General features: G+C 74.1%; 5 protein-coding genes. All 5 read right to left on the bottom strand.

Annotation, left to right across the window (positions count from 1 at the left end):
- Positions 1 to 47: 47 nt before the first annotated feature.
- Genes AB0H83_RS36635 through AB0H83_RS36615 form a run of 5 tightly spaced genes read right to left on the bottom strand, consistent with a single transcriptional unit; the run spans position 48 to position 22,791 of the window.
- The gene (locus AB0H83_RS36635; protein WP_360103262.1) at positions 48 to 5,348 is read right to left on the bottom strand and encodes an amino acid adenylation domain-containing protein; all 5,301 of its coding nucleotides are present in this window, start codon (positions 5,346 to 5,348) and stop codon (positions 48 to 50) included.
- Positions 5,345 to 6,361 carry a TauD/TfdA family dioxygenase gene (locus tag AB0H83_RS36630; RefSeq protein WP_360103258.1) on the bottom strand — a complete coding sequence of 339 codons (1,017 nt, stop codon included), beginning with the start codon at positions 6,359 to 6,361 and terminating at the stop codon, positions 5,345 to 5,347. Before AB0H83_RS36630 ends, AB0H83_RS36635 begins: the two co-directional genes overlap by 4 nt.
- The gene (locus AB0H83_RS36625) at positions 6,358 to 7,431 is read right to left on the bottom strand and encodes a TauD/TfdA family dioxygenase (RefSeq protein WP_360103256.1); all 1,074 of its coding nucleotides are present in this window, start codon (positions 7,429 to 7,431) and stop codon (positions 6,358 to 6,360) included. Before AB0H83_RS36625 ends, AB0H83_RS36630 begins: the two co-directional genes overlap by 4 nt.
- The gene (locus AB0H83_RS36620) at positions 7,424 to 10,645 is read right to left on the bottom strand and encodes an amino acid adenylation domain-containing protein (protein ID WP_360103254.1); all 3,222 of its coding nucleotides are present in this window, start codon (positions 10,643 to 10,645) and stop codon (positions 7,424 to 7,426) included. Before AB0H83_RS36620 ends, AB0H83_RS36625 begins: the two co-directional genes overlap by 8 nt.
- On the bottom strand, positions 10,642 to 22,791 hold the full coding sequence (locus AB0H83_RS36615; protein ID WP_360103350.1) for an amino acid adenylation domain-containing protein: 12,150 nt from the start codon (positions 22,789 to 22,791) through the stop codon (positions 10,642 to 10,644). The genes AB0H83_RS36620 and AB0H83_RS36615 overlap by 4 nt, the downstream gene beginning before the upstream one ends.
- Positions 22,792 to 22,875 lie beyond the last annotated feature (84 nt).

The following is a 22,875-nucleotide window of genomic DNA, read 5'->3' as shown; positions in this document are numbered from 1 at the left end:
CGACGGGGACGGCACCTGGGCGGGTCGGCCCAATCGGCCACGGGTTGTCAGGCATCGCGGGCGACCCTGTCCACCAGCGCGGCGTAGCTTCCAAGCGCCACGAACTCGGGCAGCGTGAGGTCGCTGCCGTGGCGCTGCCGCAGCACGGTGACCAGCCGCAGGGCGCGCAACGAGTCCCCGCCGGCGGCCAGGAAGTCGGTGGCCGGGTCGCGCGGCGCGGCCCCGAGCACCTCCTGCCAGGCCGCCGCCACCCGGGGCGCCCACCGGGCCCGCGCGTCGTCGTCGGCCGCCGGTCCGCGGGTGGCCGGGTCGGCGAGGGCCGGCAGCGGCGCGGTCGGGTCGGCCGCCAGCCGGCGGAAGCCGTCGGCGAAGGTGTCCACCCAGTCCGCGGCGACGTGCCGGTGGTCGTACTGGACAGTGAGGGCGAGGCGGCCGGTGTCGGCGTCCAGTTCGGCGTCGACGGCGAGGCTGAACGCCACGTCCACGGTGATGCCCCGGCTGTCGACGATGCGGCTGCCGCCGTCGGCCGGCCCGTTCGGGAAGTGGGTCCAGTTGAAGAAGTGGTCGAAGCGGGGGCCGGCCCCACCGGCGCGGACGATCTCGGCGAGCGGGAAGCGGTGGTGTCCCATCAGCTCCCGCTCGACCCGCCACACCTCGGCGGCCAGCTCGGCCAGGGACCGGGTGCCCAGCTCCACGCTCACCGGCAGGGTGTTGAGGAACAGTCCGAGGGTGGCGTCGCTGCCGTCCCCCTCCGGCCGGCCGCCGACCACCAGGCCGCTGACCACGTCGTCCCGGCCGGAGAGCTCGCCGATCAGCCGCAGGTGGATGGCGAGCAGCCAGGACTTGATCGGCACCCCGGCGGTCCGGGCCGCCTCGGTGACCGCGTCGGTCGTGCCCTCCTTGAGCGGCACCCGCTGGGTGGTGGTGGTCTGCGGGTCCGGCCCGCCGAGCAGCAGCGGCGGCACCGCGCCGGGGCCGTCCAGCCAGAACCGGCGGGTGACCGGGTCGGCGAGGGCGCGCCGCTCGGCCGCCACGTACTCCCGGAACGGTAGGCCGGGGCGGGCCGGGCGGGCTGTGCCGCCCCGCTCCTGGTCGTACGCGGCGAGCAGGCTGGTGAGGAACAGGTGCAGGCTCCAGCCGTCGAGGATGGCGTGGTACTCGGCGACGATCAGGGTGAACGCGTCGGCGTCCTCGCGGACGGCGTGCAGCCGCAGCAGCGGCGGGCGAGCCCAGTCGAAGGGGCGTACCCGCTCCTGCGCCACCAGCTCGTCGACCCGCGCCCGGCGGGCTTGCGGGTCGGCGTCGGCCAGGTCCGTCACCGGCACCTCGACCGGCACATCCGCGTGCACGAGCTGCAACGGCTCGGAGTATGCGCCCAGCGCGAACCCGGTCCGCAGCACCGGGCCGGCGGCCACCAGACCGGCCAGCGCGCGACGCAGCGCCGCCGCGTCCAGCGGCGCGGCGATCCGGTGCGCGGTGACGTTGTGGTACATCGCCGGGTCGCCGGTCAGCTCGCAGTGGTAGACCATGCCCTGCTGAAGTGCGGTCATCGGGTACGCGTCGGCGAGCCCGGCGGGCAGCAGCACCCGGTCGGCGGCGGTGATCAGCGCGAAGCGCGCGGCCTGCTCCGCCTCGGCGGCCGGGGTGGCCTCGGCCTCGGTGAGGGTGATCTGCCCGTGCGTGACGAGCTCCCGGATCGACTGGTACGTGAAGATGTCGCTGAGCCGGAAGGACAGCCCCCGCTTGTTCGCCGCGACCTGCATCTGAATGCTGCGGATGGAGTCGCCGCCGAGGGTGAAGAAGCTGTCGGTCACGCCGACGGTCGCCGCCCCGAGGACCTCGCGCCACGCCTCGACCAGGATCTCCTCGGCCCGGTTGGCGGGCGTCACCGCCGCGCTGTCGCGGGGCCGGTCGAGGCGGGGCGCGGGCAGCGCCGCCCGGTCGAGCTTGCCGTTGCGGGTCAGGGGCAACTCGTCGAGGAGCACCACCGTGGCTGGGACCAGGTGGGCCGGGAGCCGATCGGCCAGCCAGCCGGTCAGGCGCTCCTCCAGCGGGCGGGCTGCCGGCTCGGCTGGGACGACCACCGTCGGGCGCGGATCGGCGGCGTACTCCGGACGCACGGCGTGCAGGGTGTGCCGATCGGTGCCGACGAGCAGGTCGTCCTGTCGGGTGACGACGTCGAAGCCGCGCTCCTCGAAGAACGCGATCAGCTCGTCCAGCCGGCCCTCGGTGTCGGTGCCGACCGCGTCGTGGACCTCCATGGCGACCTGCGCGACCAGCGGCCAGTGCCGTTCCTCCAGCCCGGCGAGCACGTCCGCCTCAGCGCGCTGCACGTCGATCTTCAGCAAGTCGATCCGCTCCAGGGCGAGCTCGTCGAGGACGGCCGACAGCGGCCGGACCGGCACGGTGAGCTCCCGGCCGGCGAAGCGTTCCGCGAGTAGTTCGTCGACCCGGTCGAGCAGGACGTCCCGCTCGTTCGCGCCGGCGTCCCGTTCGTTGGCGAGGTACCGCTTGATCACCGCCACCTCGGCGTCCGGGTCGGCGTACACGGCGTGGCCGGACATCATCGAGTAGCCCGGGTAGTAGGTGAAGGACACCTCCCCGGCCGTCCGGGACAGCCCGCACCCGTGCACCGTGGCCGGTACGCCGAACTCGGCGACGTTGCGCCGCAGCACGTCGGCCACCGACGGCACCGGCTCGAACGCGTGGATGGTCGCGTCCGGGCAGACGCTGTGGACGAAGAGCGAGAACATGCCGATGTTCGCGCCCACGTCGAGCACGGTCGCCCCGGGCAGCAGCACGATGCCGTCGCGCAGGTAGACCTGCTGAACGAAAATCTCGTCGTAGAGGTAGCGGGTCTCGTGCGGGTTGATCCCGGCGATCCGCTCGAGGTCAACGGCCACAGCCCGGCTCCCCGGCCGGACGTAGGCGACGAGCCGGTCGGCGTGCCCGTCGTCGTCGCGGGCCACCACGGCGGCGTCGGCGACCTCCGGATGTTCGCGCAGGACCGCGGCGACCTCGCCGGGCTCCACCCGGAAGCCATGGATCTTCACCTGGTCGTCCAGGCGGCCCAGGTAGCGCAGCCGAAGGCCGGCGTCGAAGCGGACCCGGTCGCCGGTGCGGTACACCCGTTCGGTGCGGCCGGATGGCAGGGCCACCGGCGTGAACCGCCGCGCGGTGGTCTCCGGGTCGCCGAGATACCCGTCGGCGAGCTGCGGCCCGCTGACGCATAGTTCCCCGGCCACGCCCGGCGGCACCGGCCGCAGCCGCTCGTCGAGCACCCAGACCGCGACGCCGGGCAGCGGCCGGCCGATGGTCGGGGCGTCCCCGGTGCGCACCTGCGCCGCGCTGGTGTCCACCGTGCATTCGGTCGGGCCGTACAGGTTGACCGCGCAGACGCCGGGCAGCGCCGCCACCGTCTCCCACAGGTCCGGCGGGATGGCCTCCCCACCGAGCAGCAGCAGGCCGGGCAGCCGGGTGTCGCCCGCGCCGGCGAGCAGGATGCGCAGCTGGGAGGGAGTCAGGTCGAGCACGTCGACGTCACGGTCGGCCAGCGCGGCGGCCAGCGCCGCCCCGTCCCGGCGGACCTGTTCGGGCACGAGGTAGAGGCTGCGGCCGTGGCCGAGCTGCACGAGCTGCTTCACCGAGGCGTCGAAGGTGAGGGGGGCGTTCACCGCCACCCGCAGCCCCGGGCGGCTGTCCGCGTACACGGTCCGCTCCAGGGCGTCGGCCAGGTGCGCGGCGGCGCCGTGCGACACCTGCACCGGGCGGGGCGTGCCGGTGGAGCCGGAGGTGAAGATCACGTACGCCGGGTCGGTCGGGGCCGGCACCGCGGCGGGCGGCTGGCCACCGGCCGCGACCAGCTCGTCGACCGTCACGATCGACGGGCCGCCGACGCCGACGACGACCTCCGCGCCGACCGCGCGGACCTGGGCGGCGAGGCGCTGCGCCGGGGCGTCCGGGTCCAGTGGGACGAACACCGCCCCGGCCCGCAGCACGCCGAGGAACGCCACGACGGTGTCCCGGGACCGGGTGGCCAGCACCCCGACCGGGGCGCTGGACAGTCCCCGCGCGGCCAGCGCGCCGGCCACCCGCGCGGCCCGTTCGCGCAGCTCACCGACGGTGTACGTGCCGTCTGCGGCGACCACCGCCACGGCGTCCTGGTCGGTGCCGGCGAGGCCCGCGTCGAGCAGGTCGACGAGGGTACGCCCGGGCGCCTCGGACGTGGTCCCGGCCGCGTCGGCCAGCCAGCGGGCCTCCCCGTCGCTGAGCACGGCCAGCGGGACGCCCTCGGTGAGCGCGGCGGGCAGGGTCCGCAGGATCGCCAGCAGCGCGTCGAGCAGCCACTGCCCGCCGACCACCCGCAGGGTGACCTGGTCGCCGTCGGTCAGCGCGGTGAGCTGCGGACCGGCGGCCGGCGGCGGGACGGGGACCTCCACCGCGGCGCCGTCGAGGCCGGCCACGGTGGCCGGGTCCACGGCGGGCAGCACCGCGAACCCGGCGACGGCCTCGGACTGCTCGTTCACCGGTTCGACCAGGTGGAACGTGTCGTCGGCGGCGACCTCGGCGGCGCGGACGTGGATCAGCAGGTCGGCGGGGGCGGCAGGCAGCGGCAGGGCCAGCCGGAGCGGGCCGTAGCCGCCCAGCGGGCCGACCACCTCGGCGGTGCCGGCGGCCTGGCGGCCGTCGCTCCACCGGGCCAGCACCAGGTCCGCCTCGTCGGCCCCGTCCGGTGCCTCGGCCCGGCGGGAGACCGCGAGGGCCCAGGCGGCGAGGAGCACGGTGGCCGGCTCGACACCTGCGGGCCGGGCGGCGTCGGCCAAGGCGGCGGCGGGCACGGTCGCGGTGACCACCGCGCTCGGGTCGTCCCCGTGCGGGGTGATCAGCCGCGCGGCCGGGGCGGTGGGCGCGGGGGCCGGGGCTTGCTCCCGCTCCTCGAATTGCCACTCGGCGACGTCGAGGAACTGCAGCGCCTCGGGGTCGTCCGGCAGCGCCTCGCCGGCGTAGGCCCGGGCCAGGTCTGCGAGGACCAGGCGCAGGCTGGCCGGGTCGGCGATCAACGGGGTGGCGGTCAGTTCCAGGGCGTCGTCGGTGAGGGTGACCGACAGGTCGCCCTGCGCGCCGACCACCACGGCGCGGCTGTCGTCCACGTCCTGCAACGGCACCCGCAGGCCGGGGTGGTGCACCAGGGTCAGCCGCAGCGCCTCGTGCCGGGCCACCACCGTGTCGACGGCGGCCTGCAACCGCGCCCGGTCCAGCGGCCGGTGCAGCTGGACCCAGGCCCGGACCAGGTCCTGCTTCCCCGACCAGGCCAGCCGCTGGATCGGCGACAGACGGTATCCGTTCACAGCACACTCCGGTTGACGTAGAGGTCGGACATGGCGACGAGGATCTGCCGGTCGCCGCTGAAGGGTTCCCGCCCGTGGGTGGCCAGGAAGTTGTCCACAACCAGCACGTCGCCGCGCTGCCAGGGCACCGAGACGGCGTGCTGCCGGTACAGCTCGCGGATGCCGGTGACCACCTCGTCGGGGATCGGCTCACCGTCGCCGTAGTACGCGTTGCGGGGCAGCCCTTCCGGGCCGTACTCGCGGAGCAGCGCGCCGGACACCTCCGCCGGCATGTTGGACACGTGGAACAGGTGGGCGTGGTTGAACCAGACCGTCTCCCCGGTACGCGGGTGGGTGGCGACCGCCTGCCGCCGGGCCCGGGTGCGCAGCCCGTCCCCACCCAGCCAGGTGAACTCGGTCGCCGAGGCGGCGCAGTACGCCTCCACCTCCGCCCGGTCGGTGGTCTGGAACGCTTCCTGCCAGGGCAGGTCCAGGTGCGGGCCGTAGTTGCGCACGTAGCAGACGCCGGCGCGCAGGAACCGCTCCCGCACGTCGGCGGGGATCAGCGGCGTGATGACCCGCTCGCTGGCCAGCGGGGTAGCCCCGCCGCTGCCGGTCGCCGGCTGCGCGCACCAGAAGTAGAGGTAGGTGGGCCAGTTGTGCGAGTAGGACATCTCGTGGTGCAGCGGGATCCAATGCTCGGCGTTGAACTCGGTGGAGGTGAACACCCGGTCGGCGACCTCGTGGCGGGGGGCGGCCCGCTCCAGGTAGCCGAGCAGGTCCGGGCTGACCGCCCGGGCGGCGTGGCTGAAGTCGTCGGCGGTGCCCACCTCGAAGCCGCGGAAGAGCACCGCGCCGTAGCGGTCCAGGTCCCGCAGCAGCGCCTCGCCCTGGCCTGCGAGCCAGCCAGCCAGGTCGACGTCGGGGACGGTGGCCTCCGTGAGCAGCACGAACATGTCGTCCACGAGCACCCGCCGGGACACCGGCGAGGTGACCGTGCCGGTTCCGCGCCGGCGCGGCGCCGGCCCGCTCACGGCCGGTCTCCCGTCGTGACCGGCGCCGCGCCGGAGCGGAGCGCCTCGGTCAGCTCGGGCGCGGCGACCGGGTCGGACATCGCGGTGAGGATCCGACGGGGCGGGGTGAACGGCTCCCGGGCGTGCGCGGCGAGCATGTTCTCCACCATCAGCACGTCGCCGCGCTGCCAGTCGAAGGAGCGGGTCTCGGCGGCGTACGCCGCCCGCAACTCGGCCAGCACCTCGTCGGGGATGGGCGTGCCGTCCCCGTACGCGGTCTGGTAGGGCAGGTCCTCCTCGTCGAGAGCGGCCCGCAGGCCAGCGCTGACGTCGTCGGGTAGGGAGGTGATGTGGAAGAACAGTGCGTGGTTGAACCAGGTTGGCTCCCCGGTGACCGGGTGGCGGCGCACCGCCGGGCGGACCTGCCGGGTACGCAGCTGCCGGTCGCTGACCCATTCCACGTCGATCAGCGCCCGGGCGCAGTACACCTCGACGTCCTCGCGTCGTTCGGTCTGGAACGCGGTCTGCCAGGAGAGGCTGATGCCGGGCAGGTAGTTGCGCCGGTAGAGCACCCCGCGCTGCTCGAACTCGGCGACGGTCTCCGGGCGGAGCCGCGCGAGCACCCGGCGGCTGTCGGCCAGCGGGGTGCGCCCGCCGGCGGCCGGCGCCACCTCGCAGTGGAACATGATGCGCAGCGGCCAGTTCACCGTGTACGACTGCTCGTTGTGCAGCACGATCGGCTGGTCGGCGGGGTGCTCCGTGGAGGTGTACACCCCCTCGGTGACCTTGCTGCGCGGTGAGGAGCGTTCGCCGTAGGAGAGCACGTCGTCGGAGAGGGTGGCCATCACGGTGCGGAAGTCGGCGGCGCCGGCCACGGCGAAGCCGCGGAACAGCACGGCTCCGGCGCGGCGGGCCAGCTCGTCGACCTCGTCGCGGTGGCCGGCCAGCCAGCCTGCCAGGTCGACGTCCGGCACGTTGGCCTGCACCAGCGCCGGTAGCGGGCCGCCGGGCCAGCCGGGGCGCACGTCCACCAGGTTCCGTTCGCGGCCGCGCCGGGGGATGGTCCGCGCGACCCGGGTCTGCTCACTCATTTTTCGCTCCAAAAGTGTCGGCGAGGTCGGCCAGACTGCGCCGGGGGTCGGCGGCAGCGGCACGCAGCAGCGCGGTGAGGCGGCGGTGCCACGCGACCATCCCGTCGTGGTCGAACAGGTCAGTGCGGTAGGTCCAGAGCGCCTCCAGCCCGTCCCGCCGCTCGTCGAGCCAGAGGGTCAGGTCGAGCCGGGCGGTGTCCGGGGTCAGTTCCACGCCGGTGAACTCCCCTGCCGCGCCGCGGTGCCGGGCCGGCGGGGCGTTCTGCACGCCGAAGGCGACCTGCACCAGCGGGTTGCGGTGCGGCCGGCGGATGGGCCGCAGCCGCTCCACCAGCAGGTCGAAGGGGACGTCCTGGTGGGCCGCGGCGAACAGGGTGACCCGGCGGGCGTCGTCGAGCAGGTCGGCGAAGCGGCGGCCGGGTGCGGGACGCAGCCGCAGCGGCAGCGTGTTGACGTAGCAGCCGACGCTCTGCTCGGCGGCGACGCTGGTCCGGCCGGCGAAGGCGACGCCGATCAGCAGGTCGTGCCGGCCGGTGGCCGTGCCGAGCAGGGTGGCGAAGGCGGCCAGCCCGACCATGTGCAGGCTGACCCGCTCGGCCCTGGCCAGATCCCGCACGGCTGCAGCGGTGCCGGCGTCCACCCAGGTGCGCAGCGCGGCGCCGGATGGGGCGTCCCGGCCCGAACGCGCGACGTGCGGCGGTGGCTGACCCGGCCGGGGCGGGGCCGGGGGCAGGTCGAGCAGGTCGGGGGCCCCACGCAGCTCGTCCAGCACGTCGGCCACCGCCTGCCGCCCCGCCGGCCCGGCAAGCCAGTTGCGCTGGGCCAGGGCGAGCGTCGCCGGGCCGACCGCCGGGGGTTCGGGCGGCGCCGCGCCGTCGGCCTCGGTGTCGTACGCGCGGGCCAGGTCCCGCACGATCACGCCGAACGACCAGTCGTCGCAGACGATGTGGTGGACGACCAGCAGCAGCGCCACCGCGCGGCCGGTGTCGTCCGGCACCAGATGGGTGCGGAGCAGCGGGCCGGTGGCCAGGTCCATGGGTGCCCGGGTGGCCTCGGCGGCGAGCCGGGTAAGCCGTGCGTCGAGCGGCGTGCCCGCCTCGGCCGGTGCGACGACCGGCGCCGGGTCGGCGCAGGGGCGGACGTGCTGCACCGGCCCGTCCGGGCCGGAGGGGAACACCGTGCGCAGGGCCGGATGCCGGTCCAGGACCCGACGCAGCGCCCGGGCCAGCCGGTCCGGGTCCAGCGGCGTGGCGAACCGGAGCGCGAAGGCCAGCAGGTAGGAGGTGTCGTGCGGGTCGAGCTGGTGCAGGAACCAGAGCCGGGTCTGCGCGGCGGACAGCGGGGCAGCGCCCGTCGGGGAGCCGGCCGGCGCCGGGATGGCCGGCTCCCCGGCCGGCGCCGGGGCGGCGGTCAGCCCGTCGAGGTGGGCGGCCAACGCGGCGACGGTCGGGTGGGCGAAGAGGTCGCCCGGTCGGACCGGCCGGCCGGTCGCGGCGGCCAGCCGGGTGGCGCAGCGGACCGCGAGCAGGGAGTCGCCGCCGAGGGCGAGGAAGTCGCTGTCGGCGCCGGTGACCGCAACGCTGAGCACCTCGCGCCAGACCGCCGCCACCGCGCCGGCCGTCCCGTGCAGCGGCCCGGCGTCGGGCCTGGCGTCGGGCCCGGCGTCGGGCCTGGCGTCGGGCCCGGCGTCGTCGCTGAGGGTGGGGCCGGGCAGGGCTGACCGGTCCACCTTGCCGTTGGGCAGGGTGGGCAGCCGGTCCAGCCAGACCACGGTCGCGGGGACCAGCGGGGCGGGCAGCACTTCGGCGAGCCGGGCCCGAACGTCGTCGCGCCGCTCGCCGACCAGGTAGCCGACCAGCAGAGGGTCCCCGCTCGGTCCTTCCCGCACGGCGGCGCTCGCTTCGCGGATCCCGGGCAGGGCGGCGAGGCGGGCGGAGACCTCGCCCAACTCGATCCGGTGGCCCCGCAGTTTCACCTGGTCGTCGAGCCGACCCAGGTACGCCAGCTGTCCGTCCGGCCGCAGCCGGACCCGGTCGCCGGTGCGGTACATCCGCTCGGCGGGCCGGAACGGGTCGGGCAGGAACCGGGCCCGGGTCTCCTCCGGCCGGTTGAGATAGCCGCGGGCCAGGCCCTCCCCCGCCAGGTAGAGCTCGCCCGGCTCCCCCGGCGAGACCGGCTGCCCGTCGGGGTCGAGGACGTAGGCCCGGGTCTGCGGCAGCGGGCGGCCGATCGGCGGGTCCCCGCTGTCCGGTGGCACCTCCGCCCAGGTGGAGTAGGTGGTGTCCTCGGACGGGCCGTAGAGGTTGCACAGCCGCCGTACGTGCGGGCGGGACCACACCCGGGCGGCCAGCGCGGCGGTGAGCGGCTCGCCGGCCAGGCAGACCGTGCGCACGCTCTGCGGCAGAGCGCCCGCGGTGAGCAGTTCCCCCATCGCGGAGGGAACGGTGTTGACCAGGGTGACGGGCAGCCGGTCCGCGCCAGGGGCGGCGAGGGCCAGCACGTTGTCGGCGAGCAGCACCCTGCCGCCCCAGCAGAGCGGGGCGAAGATCTCGAAGACGGACAGGTCGAAGCAGACGGAGGTGGCGGCGAGCATGCCGCCCAGTTCGGCGTCGTCGAAGGTCTGCCGGGCCCAGTGCATGAGCACCGACGCCGAGCGGTGTTCGATGGCCACGCCCTTGGGCCGTCCGGTGGAGCCGGAGGTGTAGATGACGTAGGCCAGGTCCGTCGGCGTGGACGGCACCGCCGGGTCGGTGCCGTCCACGGCCGGATCCAGCCGGTCGACCGGGATCGCCGTGTCGGGGAACCGGTCGGCGAGGTCGGAGGGGGTCAGCACCAGCCGCACGCCGGAGTCGGCGGTCATGAAGCCCACCCGGGCCGGCGGGTAGGCCGGGTCCAGTGGGACGTAGCAGGCGCCGGCCTTGAGCACGGCGAGCAGGGCGATCACCAGCTCGGGTGTGCGCGGCAGGCAGACGCCGACGCGTTCCTCCCGGGTCACCCCGCGCTGGAGCAGCACCCGGGCGAGCCGGTTCGCCGCCTCGTCGAGCTCGCGGTAGGACAGGGCGCGGTCGGCGTGCCGTACCGCCTCCGCGTCGGGGGTGCGGGTGGCCTGTGCGGCCACCATCCGGTGCAGGCAGTCCGCGACAGGCGTTGCACCGGTCGGGCGGCGGCCGGTGGCCCGGCGGGTGGGTCCGGCGGGTCGGGTGGGTGCGCTCATCGGCGTGGACCTCCGCTCCTGTGGAGCGCGAGCTGGCGGTCGGCCGCCTCCTGCAGGCGTTCCTTGTCGGCCAGGACGATCTTGCCGGGGTCGTTGTCGGGGAGTTCGTCCTCGACGTTGCGGATCGGTCGGTAGGCGATGCCTGCGCCGGCGAGGGCGAGGGAGCAGAGCCCGGCCACGATCGCCGCGAGGGCCATGCCGCGGCCCGGTCCGGTGCCGATGGCGGCGGCCAGCACACCGTCGGAGGACACCATCGGGGCGAAGACGTGCTCGGCGAGCGGGCCGCCGGTGAGGAAACCGGCCGGCACCATCAGCCACGACAGCATCTGGCCCATGGCCAGGACCCGTCCCTGCAGGTCGAGCCCTACCTTGGCCTGCACGATGGCCAGCCAGTGCGTGTTCACCAGGGCCGTGGCCAGGCCCATACCGAACAGGCCGAGGGTCGGGAACAGCGGGCTCGGCCGCAGGCCGACGGTGAGCAGCGACGCGCCGAGGAGCACGACGCCGGCCAGGATGCCGGTGGTACGCCGGGCCGTGCCGCCCCACACGCCCATGAGGACCGAGCCGACGAGCATGCCGACCCCGCTCGCGGCGAGCACTCTGCCGAGTACCGCCGGATCGCCGAACGACAGGGTCAGCGGGGTGACGAGGACCTCGACCATGGAGAAGAAGTAGTTCAGCGACGCGGTCAGCACGACCAACGCCACCAGGCCGTGCCGGCGGGTGATGAACCGCCAGCCGCCCAGGACCTCCCGCAGGAACGGCTCCTCGCGCTTGACGAACAGGGTGTCCGGGAAGCGAACCGACAGGGCGATGGTGACCGCGAAGGCGAAGGTGAGCAGGTCGATGACGACGATCCCGCGCAGCCCGACCGCGATCACCAGAGCCCCACCGACCAGCGGCGCCAGCACGGTGCTCGTCGCGGTGGCGAGGGAGACAATGCCGTTGGCGCGCCCGTAGTACCGCTTCGGTACCAGTTGCGTGACGGCCGCCAGATAGGCCGGTTGCTGGAAGGCGGTTGCCACCGCGGTGACGGTGATGGCGGTGAACACGTGCCAGAGCTGGAGCTGACCCAACCACAGGAGCAGGGCGAGGCTCACGGTGCCGGCGGCTGCCAGGGAGTCTGCGAGGATCATGATCAGCCGTCGGTTCCACCGGTCCGCCAGCGCACCCGCGAGCGGGGAGAGGACCACGGCGGGCAGCAGCGCCAGGACGGTGGCCGTGGCGAACAGCGAGACCGACCGGGTCTGCTGGTACACCCACAGGCTCATGCCGAAGCCGGTCAGTCCGCTGCCGATGAGCGAGACGAGCTGACCGATCGCGATCAGGTAGAACACGGTCAGGCTGGGCATCGCGCGGCGCGCGGCGGGCCGGTGAACGGTCGGTGGGGCCGGGACGGCCGCGCTGTCTTCCGGCTGCCTGCGCAGCGGCATGGCTGCGGCGGCCCCGGTCTTCGGCGGTGTGATGCCGGCCGGCTCCTGCCGCGCCACGGACACCGCCGCCGGCGCGGACGGCGCGGACGGCGCGGACGGCGCGGTCGGCGCGGTCGGCGCGCCGCAGCTCGCCATGATGATGCTCGCCAGCTCGTCGGGCTGGTGCTTGGCGAAGTAGTGGCCGGCACCCTCGATGACCTCCAGCGACACCCGGTCGGAGAAGAACTCCCACTCCAGGTACCGCTCCTGGTACAGCTCCGTGGCGCGGTCACCGCTGCCGACGACGCAGACGAGCGGGGCTGCCAGCTTCCGGGTCAGCCCGTTGGCGTAGACATCGGTGTAGTAGTCCTCGCCCATCGCGGAGTCGGCCAGGACCACGCGCATGACGAAGTCCTTCTCGTTCTCGTCGAAGACCTCGGTGAAGAAGCCCATCGCGCGCAGCCCCTCCAGGGTCCGCCGTTTCGACGTCCAGCGCTCCATCGGGAACCACCGCCGCAGCCAGGTGAACAGCCGGCCGGGCAGTCTCGGGGCCGGGAAGTGGGCGCCGACGACCACGCCGGTGAGCTCGACGCCGGCCGCTTCGAGCCGTCGTCCCAGCTCCACCGCGGTGGCGCCGCCCACGCAGTGCCCGTACACCGCCACTGGGCCGCTGATCCCCTCGACGATCTCGGCTACGCAGCGGTCCACCAGCTCGTCCATGCCCAGCAGGGGTTCGTCCGGGCGGTTCAGGTCGTGACCGGGCCGCTCCAGGGCGAACAGCGACACGCCCGGTGGGAGGGCGTCCGCCAGCGGCTGGAAGGTGATCGCGCTGCCGCCGCCGAACGGTACGCACAGCAGCGTCAGCTGCGTCGGCGTCGCCGGTCGTGAAGGGGTCAGCTCGTGCAGCAGCCGTCCGACGGAGCCCCCGGTCGCGTCCAGGTGATCGGTCAACGACCGGATCGTCGGGTAGCGGAACAGGTCCAGGACGCTGATCGCCGGGTCGTTCCCGGCCAGCGCCTTGATGGCCTTGAAGGAGTCGCCGCCGAGGTCGAAGAAGTCGTCGTCGATGCCGACGCTGTCGTAGCCGAGCACCGCCGCCCACCGTTCGGCCAGGGCCTTCCGCAGCGGGGTGTCCGCAGCGGTGGCACCGACGCCCGCGCCGCTGCGGCGGGGCGCGGGCAGGGCCGCGCGGTCGACCTTGCGGTTGGCGCTGAGCGGCATGCGGTCGAGCACCACGAAGGCGGACGGCACCATGTAGTCCGGCAGGTAGGTGCGGGCGAAGGCCCGCCACGGCGCCGGGTCGGCGCCGAAGTCGGCCGTGACGTCCGGCCTTGCCGCCTGGTCCGCGTTCGCGTCCCCGCCGGGTTCCGCTGCGGTGGTCAGCGTCAGGTAGGCCACGATCGTCTTCTCGCCGTCGTCCTCGCGGACCACGACGGCGGTGTCGCGTACCGACGGGTGGCGGCGCAGCACCGCCTCGATCTCGCCGAGTTCGATGCGGAATCCGCGTACCTTCACCTGGGAGTCGCCGCGGCCGACGAACTCGATGCGGCCGTCGGCCAGGTAGCGACCGAGGTCGCCGGTGCGGTACAGCCGGCCGCCGCCGAACGGGTCCGGCACGAACCGCTGCGCGGTGAGCGCCGGGTCGCCGTGGTAGTCCCGGGCCAGTCCCGCACCGCCGAGGAACAGCTCACCCAGCACGCCCACGGGGACCGGGGACAGCTGCGGGTCGAGCACGTAGACGCGCATGTTGCCGATCGGGCGGCCGATGGTGAGGTGCGTGAAGCCGGGCTCGATGCGTTCCATCGTGCACCACACAGCGGCCTCGGTCGGGCCGTAGAGGTTCCACAACGTGCCGACCCGTTCGGCCAACTGCCGGGCCAACGGCGCGGACACCGCCTCGCCGCCGCACACGGCCGTCAGGCCGGGCATCCCGGTCCAGCCGGACTCGATCAGCAGCCGCCAGGTCGCCGGGGTGCCCTGGGCCAGGGTGACCCCTTCCGCGGCGAGCAGTTCGGCCAGCCGCGTCGCGTCGTAGGCGACGTCGCGACCCACCATCAGCATCCGGGCGCCGACAACGAGGGGCAGGAAGAGTTCTGGCACGGACATGTCGAAGGCGAAACTGGCCATCGCGAGCATCGTGCCGTCGCTGGTCAGACCCGGCCGTTCGCGCATGGCGGCCAGGAGGTTGACGACGGCGCCGTGCGTCACCCGTACGCCCTTGGGGCGTCCCGTCGACCCGGACGTGTAGATCACGTACGCGAGGTCGTCCGGCCCGGCGAGCGGCTCGGGGTCGGTGTCGGGCTCCGACGGCGTCTCGCCGCTGTGCACCACCTCGCCGGCGTACCCGGAGAACCGGTCTGCGAGGTCCGCCTCGGTGACCAGAACCGCGGCGCCGCTGTGCTCCAGCACGTACCGCTGCCGCTCGATCGGGTAGTCGGGGTCCACCGGGACGTACGCGCCGCCCGCCTTGAGCACGCCGACCAGCGTGACCGGCAGCTCGTGCGAGCGATTCAGGCAGACGGCGACGGTGACGTCCGGGCCGACACCGGCCCGGCGGAGCCGGTGGGCCAGCCGGTTGGTCCGGGCGTTGAACTCGGCGTACGTGAGCGTGGTCGCCCCGAACGTCACGGCGGGCCGGTCGGGGTTCGTCGCGACCTGGTGTGCGATCAGCTCGACGAGGGTCGGCACGTGCGGGGCCGGCGAGCCGACGGCCGCCGGTGTCTCCGCGTCCCGTTCGGACCAGTCGAGTGCGGTGGCGGTGTCGTTCCATCCGGCGACCCTGGCCAGCTCGGCGGGGGTGAGGACGGCCACGTCCGCCAGCCGGACGCCCGGGTCGGCGACGGCGGCGGCGAGCAGCGTCTCCAGGTGTCCCATCATCCGCTCGGCGGTCGCCGCGTCGAACAGGTCGGTGTTGTACTCCAGCCGGAACCGGAGCCCGTCGTCCACCTCGTAGGCGTACAGGGCCAGGTCCTGCTGGGCGATGCCCGACTCGACGGCGAACGGGACCATCCGCAGCGCGGTCGTCCCCAGGTCCCGTCCGGGCACGTTCAGCATGTTGAACATCACCTGGAACAGGGGGTTCCGGCTGAGATCACGTGGTGCGCCGACGAGGTCCACCAGCCGCTCGAACGGCACCTCCTGGTGGTCGTACGCCCCCAGTGCCGTGCGCCGTACCTGCCCGAGCAGCTCCTCGAAGGTCCAGTCGCCGTCGATGACGGTCCGCAACGGCAGCATGTTGACGAAGAAGCCGACCATCGGTTCGAACTCGGCGCGGACCCGTCCGGCGACCGGGGTGCCGACGCAGATGTCGGCCTGGCCGGTGTAGCGCCAGAGCAGGGCCTTCAGTACGGCCAGCACCGTCATGGCCAGGGTGGCGCCCCTGGCCTGGCTGAAGCGGCGCAGTTCGTCCGCCGTCTGCGGAGGCAGGACGCGGGTGCGGACCGCGCCGTCGAAGGTCTGCACCGGCGGCCGTGGCCGGTCGGTGGGCACTTCCAGGACGCTCGCCACACCGTCGAGTTGCCGGCGCCAGTACCGCATGTCGTCGCTGTCGGTGTCCGCCATCCGGCTGCGCTGCCAGCGCGCATAGTCGCCGTACTGGACGGCCAGTTCGGGCAGCGGCGAGGGGCGGCCGTCGAGGACGGCGCCGTAGAGCGTGGCCAACTCGCCGGCGATGACGCCGAGGGACCACCCGTCAGAGACGTTGTGGTGCATGGTCAGCGACAGCACGTGCCGGTCGTCGGCGATCCGGAGCAGCACGGCCCGGAACAGCGGCCCGCGGGCCAGGTCGAACGGGCGTCGGACGTCTGCGGCCAGGGCCTGGTGGACCCACTGCGGCACCGCGTCGGCGACCGCCGGCTCCACGATGCTGCGCGCATCCGGCGCCGGGATGTCCGTCTCCGCGCCCACCGGCGCGGACATGGTCGGCAGGTCGACCGCGCCCGGCGACAGCACCTCCTGGACGGGGTCGCCGTCGGGGCCGAGCGGGAAGACGGTACGCAGCGACTCGTGCCGCCGGACCAGCTCGGCCAGCGCGCCGCGCAGGGCGTTGACGTCGAGGGTGCCGTCCAGCAGCAGCGTGGCGCCGACGGTGTAGGCGTTCTGGTGGTACGCCTGGTCGAGGAACCACAGCCGGTGCTGCCCGGAGGACAGCGGTGCCGGTCCGGCGCCGGGGTCGGCGCGAGGGATGGCCGGCTGGGCCGGCGCGGCGGTGGGCTGCTCGGCGACGGCCACAGCGTCTGCGGTGCGGGCGGGTGCGGCGCCGGCCGCGGGCAGCGTTGCCGCGATCTCGGCGACGGTCGGCTGCGCGAAGACCGTCTCGAGCGGCAGCGCCACACCGAGCCGGGCACGCAGCCGCACGACGAGCTGGGTGGCGAGCAGCGAATGTCCGCCCAGCTCGAAGAAGTTGTCGAGCGCCCCGATCGGCCGGATGCCGAGCAGCTCGCTCCAGATCTCCGCCACGCACTCCTGCGCGGGTGTGTTCGGGGCGACGTAGGACGTGCTGAGGGCCGGCCGGTTGCCGGCGTCGGCGGGCTCGGGCGCGTCCGGGCGGCCCGGGGCAACCGCCGGCGAAGCGCCGTCCAACGGGGCGGGCGCCGTATCCGCCGCGATCGTCCGCGGCGCCGCGTCCACCCAGTGTCGGTGCCGCTCGAACGGGTAGCCGGGCAGCGCCAGACGGCGGCGCGGGTCGCCGCGGAACCGGGTCCAGTCGACCGGTACGCCGGACAGCCACATCCGGCCGACGGCGTCGAGCATCGTGGCGAGGTCGTCGGCGTCGTGGCGTGGATGCCGCATCGCCGCCACCACCTGGCCGGGCCGCAGGCCGGCCAACCGCGCCAGGCCGCCGAGGGCGTGCCCGGGGCCCAGCTCCGCGAGGACGACGTTCTGCTCGGCGAGCAGCGCGGCCGACTCGGCGAACCGCACCGGCTCGCGCATGTGCCGCACCCAGTACCCCGGATCGGTGACCTGGCCGGGGGTGACGAGGCCGCCGGTCAGGTTGGCCAGGTAGGGGCGCTCGGGTTCCCGGTAGGTGACGCGGCGGGCGTGATCGGCGAACTCGTCGAGCACCGGGTCGAGCAGGGCGGAGTGATAGCCGCGGGTGACCCGCAGCGGCCGGCAGTCGACCCCGTCGCCGGTCAGCCGCTGGCGGAGTTCCTCGATTGCCTCCGGGTCGCCGGACAGGACGCACAGCTCCGGGGCGTTGACGGCGGCCAGCGAAACCCGGTCGTCCAGCAGCCGGGCCACCGCCGTCTCGGGCAGGCTCGCCGCGAACATCGCCCCGGCCGGGGTCCGCTCGACCAGCTCACCGCGGGCGCACACCAGGCGCAACGCGTCGGCCAGGGAGAAGACCCCGGCGAGGCACGCGGCGACGTACTCGCCGAGGCTGTGCCCCACCATCAGGTCCGGGGTCACGCCGCGGGCGAGCAGCGTCCGGGCGAGGGCGTACTCGGTGACGAACAGCGCGGGCTGGATCAGCCGGGGCTGCGCGAGCAGCCGCTCGGCCTGCTCGTGTCCGTCGGGCGTGGGGCACAGGAGGGTACGCAGGTCGAGCCGCAGGTCGTCGTGGAGCAGTTCGGCGCATTCGTCCACCACGGCTCGGTAGATCGGCTCCGCGCGGTACAGGTCGGCGCCCATTGCCACGTGCTGGGCGCCGTGCCCGGGGAAGGCGAACACCAGCGGCCGCCGGCCGCCGGGGTGGATGCCGGTGAACTGCCGCTGCGGTGAGTCGAGGGCGGCCAGCGCGTCGGCGCGGTCCGCCGCGACGAGGAAACGCCGGTGGGTCATCGACTGGCGTCGGCCCAGGTTGGCCGCCGCGTCCGCGAGGTCCACCTCGGGATGCGCGTCCAGCCAGTCGCGGACCTGGTGCGTCTGGCGCGTCAGCGACTCGGCCGTCCGGGCCGACACGACCAGCAGTTGCGGCCCCGCAGCTGTCGTGGCCGGCGGCGCGACTGTCGTGGCCGGCGGCTCCTCCAGCACGACGTGGGCGTTCGTGCCGCCCATGCCGAACGAGCTGACGCCCGCCCGGCGGGGGCCGTCGGAGGGCCACGGGTGGGCGGTGTCGTTGAGGTAGAACGGGCTGCCCTCGAAGTCGATCGCCGGGTTGGGCCGGCTGGCGTTGATCGTCGGGGGCAGCGTACGGCTGTACAGCGCCATGATCGTCTTGATCAGGCCGGCGACACCGGCCGCGGCGTCGGTGTGCCCGATGTTGGCCTTGACGGAGCCGAGAGCGCAGAAGCCGCGGTCGTCGGTGCCGCGCCGGAACGCCTCTGTCAGGGCGGTCACCTCGATGGGGTCGCCGAGGCTCGTGCCCGTCCCGTGGGCCTCCACGTAGCTCACCGAACGGGGGTCCACGCCGGCCGCGGCCAGCGCGCTGCTGACCACCTCGACCTGGCCGTCGACGCCCGGCGCGGTGTACCCGGTGCGGCGGGCCCCGTCGTTGTTGATGGCGGAACCGCGGATCACGGCGTAGATCGTGTCGTCGTCCGCGACGGCGTCCTCGAGCCGCTTGAGCGCGACGATTCCGACGCCGCTGGAGGCGATGCTGCCGCGCGCGTCCGCGCTGAACGGGCGGCAGTGCCCATCGGGGGAGTACACCCCACCGTCGTGGTAGAGGTAGCCGCGCCGCTGCGCGGGGAAGATGCTGACGCCGCCGGCCAGGACCAGGTCGGACTCACCGGTCAGCAGGCTCTGCCGGCCGAGGTGCACGGCCACCAGCGAGGTCGAGCAGGCGGTGGCGACGGTGACGGCGGGGCCGGTGAGGTCGAGCTTGTAGGCGACCCGGCTGAGCAGGAAGTCCTTGTCGTTGTTGATGGACAGCTGGTGCTCGCCGATGGCGCTCATCAGCTCCGGCCTGCTGCTGAGGTAGTCGAGGAGGTAGGTGCTGCGACCTGACCCGGCGAACAGTCCGATCCGGCCGGGATGGCCGGACGGGTCGTAGCCGGCGTGCTCCAGCGCATGCCAGGCGCATTCGAGCAGGAGCCGGTGCTGCGGGTCGAGGGTCTGCGCCTCGCGGGGCGTGATACCGAAGAAGGCCGCGTCGAACTGGTCGATCCCGGGCAGGTAGGTGCCGGCCCGGACGTACGCCGGGTCGTCGAGCCTGCTCGGGTCCGCCCCGTCGGCCAGCATCTCCTCGACGCTGAACTCCTGTACCGACTCCACGCCGGTGCGGATGTTGTGCCAGTACTCGTCGAGCGTCCGCGCGCCGGGGAAGCGGCAGGCCATGCCGACGACGGCGATCATGCCGCTGGGCTGGCCGGTGCCGTCGCTCGCGCCAGCGGATGGCCGTGCGACGCGGGCCGGCGCGGTGCGTGGGGCGACCGGTGCGGTCGTCGTTGCGGTGGTGGCGGTGGTGAGGAACGCCGCCAGGGATTCGACGGTGGGGTTCCGGAACAGGTCCGTGACCGTAACGACGTCGCCGAGTTGAGTGCGCAGCCGCTCGAGGACGGTCAGCAGGCGCATCGAGTGGCCGCCCAGGTCGAAGAAGTTGTCCCGCACCCCGACCCGCGTCACACCGAGCACGTCGCGCCACACGTCCACGACCAGCCGCTCGAGGCGTATCCGTGCGGAGTCCCACTGCGCCGGGCTCGGGTCGGCGGACGCGGCCATCGGCTGTTCGGGTGCCGCGGGCTGATCCTGCTCGGGCGTGGACCGCTGCCGCGGCAGGTAGGGCGCGCGACCGGGCGCGGGCAGCGAGGCGGTGTCCACCTTCCCGTTACCGGTCAGCGGCAGCGCGTCGAGGAAGACGAACGCGGCGGGAACCATGTAGGACGGCAGGTCGGCGGCGAGGGCCGTCCGGAGGACCGCGGTGTCATGGTCGGTGTCCGCCCCGCCCGCCACGTACGCGACGAGCTGCGGGTCGTCGGGGTCTTCCCGGCGCAGCTGCACCGTCACGTCGCTGTCCGGCAGGCGCCGCCGGATGGCCGCCTCGATCTCGCCGCACTCGATGCGGTAGCCGCGCAGTTTGACCTGGTTGTCGGTGCGGCCCAGGTATTCGAGGTTTCCGTCGGGGCGCATGCGCACGAGGTCGCCGGTGCGGTACAGCCGCGCGCCGGGGACGGACGAGAACGGGTCCGGGACGAACCGCTCGTCCGTCAACCCCGGCTGGTTCAGGTAGCCGCGCGCCACGCCGGCTCCGCCGACGTACAGCTCGCCGACCACGCCCGCCGGGACCGGGTTCCCCCACGCGTCGAGCACATACAGCTCGGTGTTGGCGATCGGCCGGCCGATGGGGACGGAGCCGTCAGCCGGTGTGGCCGGGTCGACCTCGTACGCGGCGCAACCGACCACCGTCTCCGTCGGCCCGTACTCGTTGACCAGCGCGGTGGCGGGCGAGTGGGCTCGCCAGGGTGCCACCTGGTCGGCGCGCAGGTTCTCACCGCCGATGACGAAGCACCGGGTGCGGTCGGCCATCTCGACGGGGCGGAGCTGGTGGTTGACGAGGTCGAGCTGGGCGGGGGTGATCTTGACCAGCCCGAACGGCGTCCGCTGACGGCGCAGCGCCTCGCCCAGCGCCTCGGGGCCGAGGTGTTCGCCGATCATCAGGACGGTGGCCCCGCTGGTCAGCGGGACCAGCAGGCTCGTGACGGTCAGGTCGAACCCGATCGAGGAGTGCAGCGGGACGGTGTCCTCGGGCTGCAGCCGGTAGGCCTGGGCCGCCCAGCGCACGTAGTTGCACACGCCGCGGTGAGTGACCATGACGCCCTTGGGGCGGCCCGTGGACCCGGAGGTGTAGATGACGTACGCGAGGTCCTCCGGCGACGGCGTCGGCAGTCGCCGCGGCCGTCGCTTCGGCCCGCCGCCCGCGCTGCCGGCGCCGCGACCGGGGTCGGACTGCGTGACCGGCGTCTCCAGGGCCGGCACCAGCAGCGCCGTGCCGTCCGGCACCAGGTGGGCCAGCTCAGCGCAGGTGAGGACGACCGGGGCGGCCGTGTCGTCGACCATGTACCGCAGTCGGGCGGGCGGGTTGGACGGATCCATGGGTACGTAGGCCGCGCCGGTCTTCAGCACGGCGAGGACTGCCACGGCGAACGGGACCGAGCGTGGCAGGAGCACACCCGCCAGGCCACCGATGCCGACGCCCCGCTGGCGCAGCGTCTCCGCCAGCGCCTCGGCCCGCGTATGCAGCTCGTGATATGTCAGCGCGGTGTCGCCGTCGGTCACCGCCACGCCGTCGGGGGTCCGGCGCGCCTGCTGCTCGATCAGCACGTGAACCAGGTCGTCCGGCTCGGCGGGGGTGGCGGTGCGGTTCCACTCCGCGACGAACTGCCGGTACTCGCCGGGGGTGAGCATCGCGGCCGAGCCGACCGGCGCGCCAGGGTCGGCCACCAGCGATCGCAGCAGCGTCTGGAAGTGTCCGCCGAGGCGGACCATCGTGTCGTCGTCGAACAGGTCGGTGCGATACTCCAGCACGGTCCGCACGCCGTCGGCATTCTCCCGTACCGAGACGGTGAGGTCGAACTTGGCGGTGTTGCTGGGCACCTCGAGCGGGGTGACCTCGAGGCCGTCGAAGCGCGGTGGTGCCGCCTCCCGGCCGTACACGAACATCACCTGGAACAGCGGGGTGAAGCCGGGCTGGCGGGCCGGGCGCAGCGACTCGAGCAACGCCTCGAAGGGAAGCTCCTCGTTGCCCAGGGCCTCGAGGGCGGCGGTACGCACTCGATCGAGCAGCGTCTCGAACGACGGGTTGTCGTCCAGCCGGGCGCGGATGGCGACGGTGTTCAGCAGCAGCCCGACGAGTTTCTGCGCCTCGGGCCGCTGCCGGTTGGCCGTGGGCGTGCCCACCACGATGTCGCGCTGCCCCGTCCAGCGCGCCAGCAGCACCTGCACAGCGGCGAGCATGACCATGTACGGGGAGACGCCCATCCGATGGCAGAGCGCCATCAGCGCCTCGGTGGACACGTCCAGCGGGAACGACAGGGTGGACCCCGCGCTGGACGGCACGGCGGGCCGAGGCCCGCGGGTGGGCAGCTCGAGGACGGCGGGTGCGTCCGCGAGCTTGGCGCGCCAGTATTCGCGCTGGGCGGCTGCCTCCGCGCCGCTGAGCCAGTCGTGCTGCCACGCCGCGTGGTCGCGGCAGTCGACATCGACCGGGTCGAGGTCCGCCGGCCGCCCCGTGCGGTGTGCGGTGTAGAGCCGTTCCCACTCGTCGTGGAGGATGCTGAGCGACCACTCGTCGACGGCGACGTGGTGCATCGTCAGCAGGAGCACGTGCTCCTCCGGCGCGCAGCGCAGCAGGCTTGCGCGCAGCACCGGTCCGCGATCCAGGTCGATCGGGGTGCGCGCCTCGGCGTGGATCCGGGCCTGCATTTCCTGGTCGCGTTGCCACGTGGGCAGCCCGCTCAGGTCGTGCACCCGCAACAGCCCCGGGCACGGGTCGTGGACCACCTGGACCAGACGCTGCGCAGCACCGTCCGACGCGGCATCCGCCGCCGGCTCGAGGGTGGTGCGTAGGGCGGCGTGCCGGGCCACCAGTGTGTCGAGCGCCGCCGACAACGCCGCCACGTCCAGCGGCCCGTGGAGCCGGTACGCCAGAGGCACCAGGTAGGTGGCGGTCTCGGAGTCGAGGCGGCTCAGATACCACATCTGGCGTTGCGCGTACGAGGCCGCGACCAGGCCAACGGCAGGGGCAGCGCCTTGGGAGTCGACCCGGAGCGGCGCGACGGGCGTCGCTTGCCGGGACCTCAGGACGTCGCTCATCGCGTCCGCCTCCTGGATGCGTGTCGTGGCCTTGTCCAACACCCGGTACAACTCCTTTCCTTCTGCGATGCCGGGCCGTGCGGTCCGCGGCAGGCGCTATTGAAGGCCGCGCGACTTGTGGCCGAA

This window comes from Dactylosporangium sp. NPDC050688 (genome assembly GCF_040654515.1).
In the GTDB taxonomy this organism is placed as follows: Bacteria; Actinomycetota; Actinomycetes; order Mycobacteriales; family Micromonosporaceae; genus Dactylosporangium.
This window is presented reverse-complemented; position numbering and strand designations above follow the sequence as displayed.